This is a genomic window from Candidatus Neomarinimicrobiota bacterium, assembly GCA_016784545.1.
Classification (GTDB): Bacteria; Fidelibacterota; UBA8477; order UBA8477; family JABMPR01; genus JABMPR01.
In genome coordinates, this window is sequence record JADHUM010000090.1 from 1 (window position 1) to 7914 (window position 7914).

Consider the following 7914-nt stretch of genomic DNA (forward strand, 5'->3'; position numbering starts at 1 on the left):
CCTCTATTTTCGCAAAACAACGCCATCTGAGCAAGTCCATACCAATCGATATACCCAAATCAAACTTTCCTGCGAAAGTCACCTAAAATTGCTAAAAACAAAAAACCCGCCAATAATGACGGGTTTCTCAACGATCTGAGGCTGCCCTTTTGGGACAGCCTCTTTGTCGTGCAAGCATATATTTTATTGAAACTGGATATTGTAACCTTTGCTGGCCCAGGCCATAATTCCCATTCGCATATTCATCACATTCTTGTACCCCTGATCCAGGAGAATTTTAGAAGCTGTAGTACTGCGATTACCTGTTGCACAATAGATCAAAATGGGTTGATTCTGATATTGTTCTAATTCACCAGCTCTTGCTTGAAGATCCTGCAATGGGATCAGTACTGCTCCCTTGATATACCCTCTGCTAAATTCGTTCTTGGTACGCACATCCAGAAGCAGAGGTGGATTCTTTAACAACATCTTCCAGGCTTCCTCAGCACTCAGTTCAGTATAATTGGATTGACGCAATTCTACTACGTCGATGGTACCCACCTTGTCACCGATTGTAAAAGCGTAAGTCCCAGGTGTTTTCATTTTGAAAAAGGGCTGTTCAAGTGTGTTATCTTTCAACACTGCACTCACACCCAATTGTGGGATATTTAGTGGATATTCTACCTGAGATTGCCCTTGATCGTCAACATAGAACTTTACATAATCGCCACGATACACAACCAGTCTGGTTGTATCAGCCTTCATACTTATGGGAAGGTGGCGATAACCACCCTGAATTTTTCCTGAAACATCTACCGGTGTACTATCTTTCGCACCGAATTTGTCACATCCTGCAACCATGAATATTCCAATCATCAATAAAATGCCAGTAATTTTGTATTTCATGTTTCCTCCTGTAGCTATAGACGCCATATATATGCAATGGTGACAATATAAATACCAAGTTTAATTTTTATGTGGCGACTATTTACTTCTGTATTGATTTCACAGGCCTTTTCATCCCTCCAAGAGCACCTGCCTAATTCTCAGTGTGGTGTTCGTAGGAGATTAATCAGAAGTATTTAGGTCCGGGATAGAACTTTTTTGAGCCACATCTGGATGTGTTCAAGCTCTGGCTGGGAAATTTCATGACCCATGGGATATTCATGGTGTTCCAGCTCTGCAATAGGGCTCCAAAATGACACAATCTGACGACCATACTCAATGGGAATGACATTGTCATGAGTACCATGGCCAGCAAAAATAGGTAAATTTGTAAATCTTGATGTATCGCCAGAAAGCTCAGCCATATCTTCTGGCAATCGGCCACTCATGATTAGCAGGGCACGTAGACGTTCTGGAATCTGCAGGGTAATCAGATTTGAAATAGTCGCACCCTGGCTAAATCCAGCTAGAATTATCTGTTTATTGGCGATAATCGCAGTCTCTTGCAAGTGTGCAATTATCTCAATCACACCCTGCGTACTAACTTTCGCCTGATCAATGTTAAATTTCAGACTGCCATCAGAGAGCATATCAATATCAAACCATGAAGCGCCACCATATGGGGTTAGCCCACTTCCTCTGATGCTAAGCACTTGGATATCAGGATCAAAGTATGAAGCCAGACCCATGAGGTCGTACTCGTCTGCACCATATCCATGCAAAAGCACCAGTGTGGCACGAGCCTGCTTTAAATCCCGGGCAGGTCGATGTAAAACACTCCTGCCTTTGATGCTTAATTGTTCAATACTATTCATAAACGGACAATTATTTCAATGATGTATTGGTTTGAACCAGGCGGGGATATGACTCCCCGCCTGGTAATTAGCTCTCTACTCTTTATCCATAAAAGGATATGGAAATTCAGTGGGTGGTAAGAAATTTTCTTTTATGGTTCGTTGGGATATCCATCGGATCAAATTAAAGATTGAGCCCGCTTTATCGTTGGTTCCAGATGCCCGACTTCCACCAAAAGGCTGCTGTCCAACCACGGCGCCAGTGGGCTTGTCATTGATATAGAAATTACCAGCACTGTGACGCAATTTCTCAAGGGCCAGTTGCACAGCATCTCTATCCTTTGCCAAAACAGCTCCAGTAAGCGCATAGGGGCTTGTACCATCAACAACATCAAGGATATCTTCCCAGGTCTCATCGTAGACATAGATGGTAACCACAGGGCCAAAGATTTCCTCCTCCATCGTCTTGAAATGGGGATCAGTAGTTACAATGGTGGTCGGTTCAATAAAATATCCCTTAGAATCATCATAGGTACCACCGGTAATGATTTCTGCATCTTTATGTGAGCTTGCATAATCAATATATGCAGTGATATCAGCAAATGCTCCCCTGTCGATGACAGCATTCATGAAATTCCCAAAATCTTCCACGTCACCAACTTTAATTTTGGCAACTTCTGCAACATAACTTTCTTTGAATTCGGCCCACATGGAACGTGGGATGTAAACCCGTGAAGCTGCAGAACATTTCTGTCCCTGATATTCAAAGGATCCTCGAATCACTGCAGTTCTCAATACGTCTATTTCGGTGGATTCATGGGCAACGATAAAATCTTTGCCACCGGTCTCCCCTACAATGCGAGGATAGGTTTTATACTTTGCAATGTTATTTCCGATTGTTTTCCACATATTCTGGAAAACAGCCGTGGAACCAGTAAAATGAATACCAGCGAGATGTTCGCTCTCAATGACCTGGGGACCCACAACGGAGCCTTTTCCAGGGATGAAATTTATCACGCCATCTGGCAATCCGGCTTCCTCAAACATTTTCATCAGAAAATAGCCTGAGTATACAGCAGATGATGCGGGTTTCCAGAGTGTCACATTTCCCATTAAGGCTGGAGCAGTTGGCAAATTGCCAGCAATTGAAGTAAAATTAAAAGGTGTAACGGCAAATACAAATCCCTCAAGTGGACGATGCTCGACCTGATTCCATATTCCTTCTGGAGAAATGCCAGGTTGTTGGGCATAAATTTCCTGTAAATATTCCGCATTGAAATTAAAGAAGTCAATCAACTCACAGGCAGAATCGATTTCTGCCTGGAAAGCATTCTTGCTTTGTCCAAGCATAGTGGCAGCATTAAGAATGTTCCTGTAGGGACCAGCCAATAGGACAGCCATTTTCTTAAAGATGGCTACGCGTGATTCCCAGGGCATGACAGACCATGTTTTCCATGCCTCCTGTGAGGCTTCTATAGCTTGAGCAATCTCTTTACTTCCAGCCATGTGATATTTTGCCAGCACATGCTTGTGGTTGTGGGGCATAACATTGGTTGAGGTTTCACCTGTGAATATCTCTTTACCACCAATTATGACAGGGATTTCCACAACTTCTGACTTCATTTTATTTAGTATGCTTAATAATTCTGCCTTTTCCTGTGATCCAGGCTTGTACTCTAATATTGGCTCGTTCACTGCCTTTGGGACTCGGACTATTTTATCAGCCATATTTTACTCCTCACTCCATCACGCATTAAATTGTTACCAAAATATACTTCCATATTTTGATTTGATATCCCCAATGCAAAATCCAATCCAATCGGTACTGAAGGGATATCAGTCTTCTTCCATCAGGTAAATTTTGTAGTAAAAATCCAAATCTGCTGGATCAGCGAATATGCCAATCACTTCGTCGGGATAACTCTGCCCAAGAGGTACATTGGATCGGATAAATAATTCACCCCTATCATTTCGAAAAAGACCTGATCTTGAGGTATGTAGTTCTTTTCGAAGCTCAGTATCGAACCTCTTGATCAACCTGGCAATATCGCTCATGGATTCTGTCATGAGTCAATGTCCTCATCATCTCCATCAACAATATTTCTTAGTTCAGAAAGATTTGCATCAAGCTTTTCAGCATGATGCTGCCATTCTTTCCTATCCCCACGACCTGATTTTTGGGGATCACGAATTTCATCCTGGAGGACTTTGAGGAAACCACGCACCTTGTCGAGATTCCGCACAATCCTATCCCCAATTTCCTGAGGAGTTGGGGGTGTTGAATTCCTGGCTGGCACTGATTTATTTTTGAAACTAATCGTGGGTAATGCGTTTTCGCATACGAGCGATAATATCTGAGTCTTCTTCCTCTTGGTCTTCGAAAGACTTCTCCTGGGGTTCATCACCCTCTTGAACATCTTCATCAGTTGCTTCTGAGGGGTCATCGTTTTCTTCTGGCTCATCTTCCTCAAAGATTTTTCCGGCTTTGAGTTTACCAATAAGACCGCTGACTTCGTTGTTGAAATCTTCAACCGTTTTCTCGAGGCGCTTGAGGAGCTCGTCCATGAGATCTTGTCCATAGACATTATTGATGCCATCCAGCATATCATTCAGCTGGCCTTTTAGAAAAGTCAGGCGACTTTCTGAATTATCAAAATCGACAGGTTCCTCGACGCTCTTAGATTCTTGAGGTTTTTCGTCTTTTCCCGGCATTCTGCACTCCTGTGATATTATTCTTAATGAAATGTTATGTCATAGTTCTCATAATGACATAGGGTCCTAAACTAGAATGAATCGCCGCTTCAGGCAATTGTTACCTCTCAGGATTTAATCAATTCCTGGGTGGTCTTCTCAGGTAAACACCCTCTAATTCTATATGCCCTTCAACTGTATCCATACCCTCTTTTGAAGAGAGAAGTGAATACCGAAGATTGGTGATAGCATCAGCATTTTCCTGGAGGCAAAGATACAACATAGATCGTAGCAGATCTTCGGTGGTTGCTTGCTCATTCCCTACAATTTTGATATAGCCACTCTCGACAAATGCCTGGTTGGCTTTGGGTATATATAATACAGGGAAATTATTGGAGCGTCTTGAGGGTTTTGGCTTCCATGGAGTGACTGTGTGATCCAGGATAACATCCTGGATGAGTTTGGGCTCAAATCTGCGATTTTTTGTTATGAACTTCAGAAGCGGAACTTTCAAGGGGTCCCTCTCTGGATCATCGGCTGGAAATGCAGCAAGACCAGCAGGTCCGAATGAGGCACCGATATAATAACATAAACTATCACCACTCATATATGCTGCTGGGATATCGCAGTACCAGGCACCACTTACTTCATAAAAGGTCAGTTCCTGGTAAACCTCCATACCATCCTCCTTGATGAAGAGTTTCACAAAATCTGGTTCATTTAGATAATGGGGTAAAATGACTTCCAGTTGACCTGGGACCCCTTGAAGAAAATGTTCAGGTGGGTTATGATAGATTTCGAATGCATGAACTGCTGGGCAGGCACCAAACAAAAGAGTGATGGATAAAATGATTTTAGCTATCACTGAATTGAATTCCTGCTGTAGATAAATATTGATAGAGTTGAAAATTATAATCATCTACCAGAGTCTGCACTCTGGCAGGACTAATTAAAGTCTGCAGATAGTACTGCTCTCTCAACGCTTGAATTTCAAACTGACGGCTTTCAAAATAGCGTACACCGCCAATAATGATGGCAGCATAACCAGGTATTTGATATACCCAACCCTTACTCCAGATAAATGAAAGATAGCCGGCCCCTCCCATTGAGCTGATTATGGCGAAGACGCGTCTTGATCGAAAATCCTTCAAAAATCCAGCTTCTTTGATGAGGTGAGATTCATATTCTGCAATAACACGCTCCTGACCCAGCAGCTGTAAGGATTGTGAAAAGCTCAAGGCTTCGTTGCCCCGATAAAGCTGCCAGGAGGAATCAGAGAACACTTCAAGTTTCAGGCTACTACGCTGAAATGCATCAGGCACCTTCAGTTTCAATAACTGGCTATCAAATTCAGGATAAACTGTCAGACTATCGACCTGACCATATCCTGATGCCACACTTAACAGAAGCATTATGAAACATAGTCGCCATATTTTTCTGGAATTTAAGTTGTTCATTCAGGGCGGAATTTAGTCTTTTTTCACGAGGCTAATAATGCTTTTATGGTCATTTGATATGTGATTGTCCCGCCATTTACTCAACAGAAATTATGTTCCCCGATATACTGGTTTGTTTTACCTTGCTCCACGTAGCCCAGCTAAAATTAGTTTATCTAAAGGAACGCCTCCATGGACCCTGTTACTCTAGGTTTTATTCTCTACCTCATGCTTATCCTGGGAGTTGGTTTTTATACTGCACACCTCACAAAATCCATGAAAGACTTTGCGCTGGGTGGTCAACGCCTGGGTCCGTGGGTGATTGCCTTTTCGGAAAGGGCTTCAGGGGAATCTGCATGGTTAATTTTGGGATTACCAGGAGCTGCTCTGGTGGCTGGATTATTGGAGCTGTGGACGGTCGTTGGTTGTATCTCCGGGATTATTTTTTCCTGGTTTTTTATAGCGCAGCGTTTGAGAGAGGCGACTGAAGAATACAACGCCCTGACCCTGCCTGAGCTTTTCGCAAAACGATTCAGGGATGAGCGAGGCATTCTCAGGATTCTGGCTTCCCTTATCATCACCTTCTTTTTCACATTTTATGTAGCAGCCCAATTCTCCGGGGCGGGTAAAGTGTTGAACGTCACTTTTGGTGTGACCCATATGCAAGGGATGCTCATAGGTGCTGTTATTATTGTTTTTTACACATTGATGGGCGGGTTCCTTGCTGTGGCCTGGACTGATTTGGTACAGGGCATCATCATGATTGGAACCCTGGTCATTTTGCCAGTAGTTGCATTTATTGAAATCCAGGCCCTCTCTGCAGTCGAATTTCAATTTGAGGGTAGTACCCTGTTCGCCGGGCAGGCAGGCATGGCGGCTCTGGCAGCTACCATAGGCGGGTTGAGTTGGGGTTTGGGATACATGGGGCAGCCTCATCTCCTCACGCGCTTTATGGCCATTGATAAAGCCTCGAATATTAAGATCAGCCGCCGCATCGCCATTTCATGGGCGGTGCCTGCCTTTTTTGGCAGCATGTTTATTGGTCTCACAGGATATTTTCTACTTCAGGCAAGTGGTATGAGTTACGATGGCCAGGTGTTAACCGGTGTGGCTTCCCTGAGCGATCCAGAAAAACTGATGCCCATCATGGCTCAAAATCTTTTGCATCCCTGGATTGCCGGAATTTTTATTTCTGGAGCGATTGCTGCCATGATGTCAACGGCAGATAGCCAGCTGCTGGTCTCCACCACCGTTCTTACCGAGGATCTCATAGGCAATTTCTTTCAGAAGCTGAAAAATCGCTTCGACTTGCTTGCCATTGGGCGAGTACTGACGATCCTGATCGGATTATTGGCGTTTTATCTAGCCTGGCAATCAACTGACCTTGTATTTGAAATGGTTAGCTATGCCTGGGGTGGTCTGGGCGCGTCTTTTGGTCCTGCCCTACTACTCACATTGTGGTGGAAACGAGTTAGTACTTCAGGTGTAATTGCAGGTATGATCTCGGGAACTTTATTTACAGTGGTCGATTTGTTTGGTGATTGGGTAAGCGTTCGATTTTCAGCATTTCTCATTGCCCTGCTCGCCGTTTACATCTTTTCAATCCTCAAACCTGATAATTCAGCAGAATTGCCTAAGGGCTCATAATGAACGGGTATAAATCTTCAGTAAATGGCCTTGAGAATTGACCATGTCTCTAAAGGTCTTGTTGACTATCCCAAATCATTGTTAAATATTATATTTTTAAGGATGCAAATGAGTTACTTGAGATTCAATTGAAGTAATTGCAAATTTCTTGCAAATATTTCAATATAAATCATTGACATGTGACCTATTGACTACTATTTTTATCATGATTTTACAGGGACATCGGTCTGGTCGTATTCCCCCGCTTCCGGATTTTAGTTGTCCCTGTTTCTTTTTCCTAAAGAAATCGAGTAGGAGGATAGGGATTAATTCCCTATCCGTCCTCTCACACCACCCTGCGTACGGTTCCGTACAGGGCGGTTCCTTAATTTACACCTTAACATTTCGGTAATAATCCGTGAAAAAGAGGTATCCAGCTTCTT

9 protein-coding genes are annotated in these 7914 nt (G+C 43.2%); 1 reads left to right on the forward strand and 8 read right to left on the reverse strand.

Translation table 11 applies throughout. The features are described from left to right. Nucleotides 1-183: 183 nt before the first annotated feature. From ISR87_14920 to ISR87_14955, 8 genes are all read right to left on the reverse strand, one after another. Nucleotides 184-885 carry a rhodanese-like domain-containing protein gene (locus ISR87_14920; GenBank protein ID MBL7026733.1) on the reverse strand — a complete coding sequence of 234 codons (702 nt, stop codon included), beginning with the start codon at nucleotides 883-885 and terminating at the stop codon, nucleotides 184-186. Nucleotides 886-1061: 176 nt separating this feature from the next. Beyond that, complete coding sequence (locus ISR87_14925) at nucleotides 1062-1739, reverse strand: hypothetical protein (protein ID MBL7026734.1); 678 nt, start codon at nucleotides 1737-1739, stop codon at nucleotides 1062-1064. Between the two features lie 75 nt (nucleotides 1740-1814). Next, nucleotides 1815-3446 carry an L-glutamate gamma-semialdehyde dehydrogenase gene (pruA, locus tag ISR87_14930; protein MBL7026735.1) on the reverse strand — a complete coding sequence of 544 codons (1632 nt, stop codon included), beginning with the start codon at nucleotides 3444-3446 and terminating at the stop codon, nucleotides 1815-1817. Between the two features lie 108 nt (nucleotides 3447-3554). Continuing rightward, nucleotides 3555-3785 (reverse strand): hypothetical protein, encoded by a 231-nt coding sequence (locus tag ISR87_14935; GenBank protein MBL7026736.1) that lies wholly within the window; start codon nucleotides 3783-3785, stop codon nucleotides 3555-3557. Beyond that, complete coding sequence (locus ISR87_14940) at nucleotides 3782-3961, reverse strand: hypothetical protein (GenBank protein ID MBL7026737.1); 180 nt, start codon at nucleotides 3959-3961, stop codon at nucleotides 3782-3784. Before ISR87_14940 ends, ISR87_14935 begins: the two co-directional genes overlap by 4 nt. Nucleotides 3962-4031: 70 nt before the next feature. Next, a complete protein-coding gene (locus tag ISR87_14945) occupies nucleotides 4032-4430 on the reverse strand; it encodes a hypothetical protein (protein ID MBL7026738.1) in 399 nt (132 codons plus the stop codon). Nucleotides 4431-4548: 118 nt separating this feature from the next. Further along, nucleotides 4549-5274 (reverse strand): hypothetical protein, encoded by a 726-nt coding sequence (locus ISR87_14950; GenBank protein MBL7026739.1) that lies wholly within the window; start codon nucleotides 5272-5274, stop codon nucleotides 4549-4551. Further along, nucleotides 5264-5821, reverse strand: coding sequence for a hypothetical protein (locus ISR87_14955; protein ID MBL7026740.1), 558 nt, complete (start codon nucleotides 5819-5821; stop codon nucleotides 5264-5266). The genes ISR87_14950 and ISR87_14955 overlap by 11 nt, the downstream gene beginning before the upstream one ends. Nucleotides 5822-6037: 216 nt before the next feature. Between ISR87_14955 and ISR87_14960 the strand changes: the two genes are divergently transcribed. After that, nucleotides 6038-7492, forward strand: coding sequence for a sodium/proline symporter (locus tag ISR87_14960; GenBank protein MBL7026741.1), 1455 nt, complete (start codon nucleotides 6038-6040; stop codon nucleotides 7490-7492). Nucleotides 7493-7914: the final 422 nt, after the last annotated feature.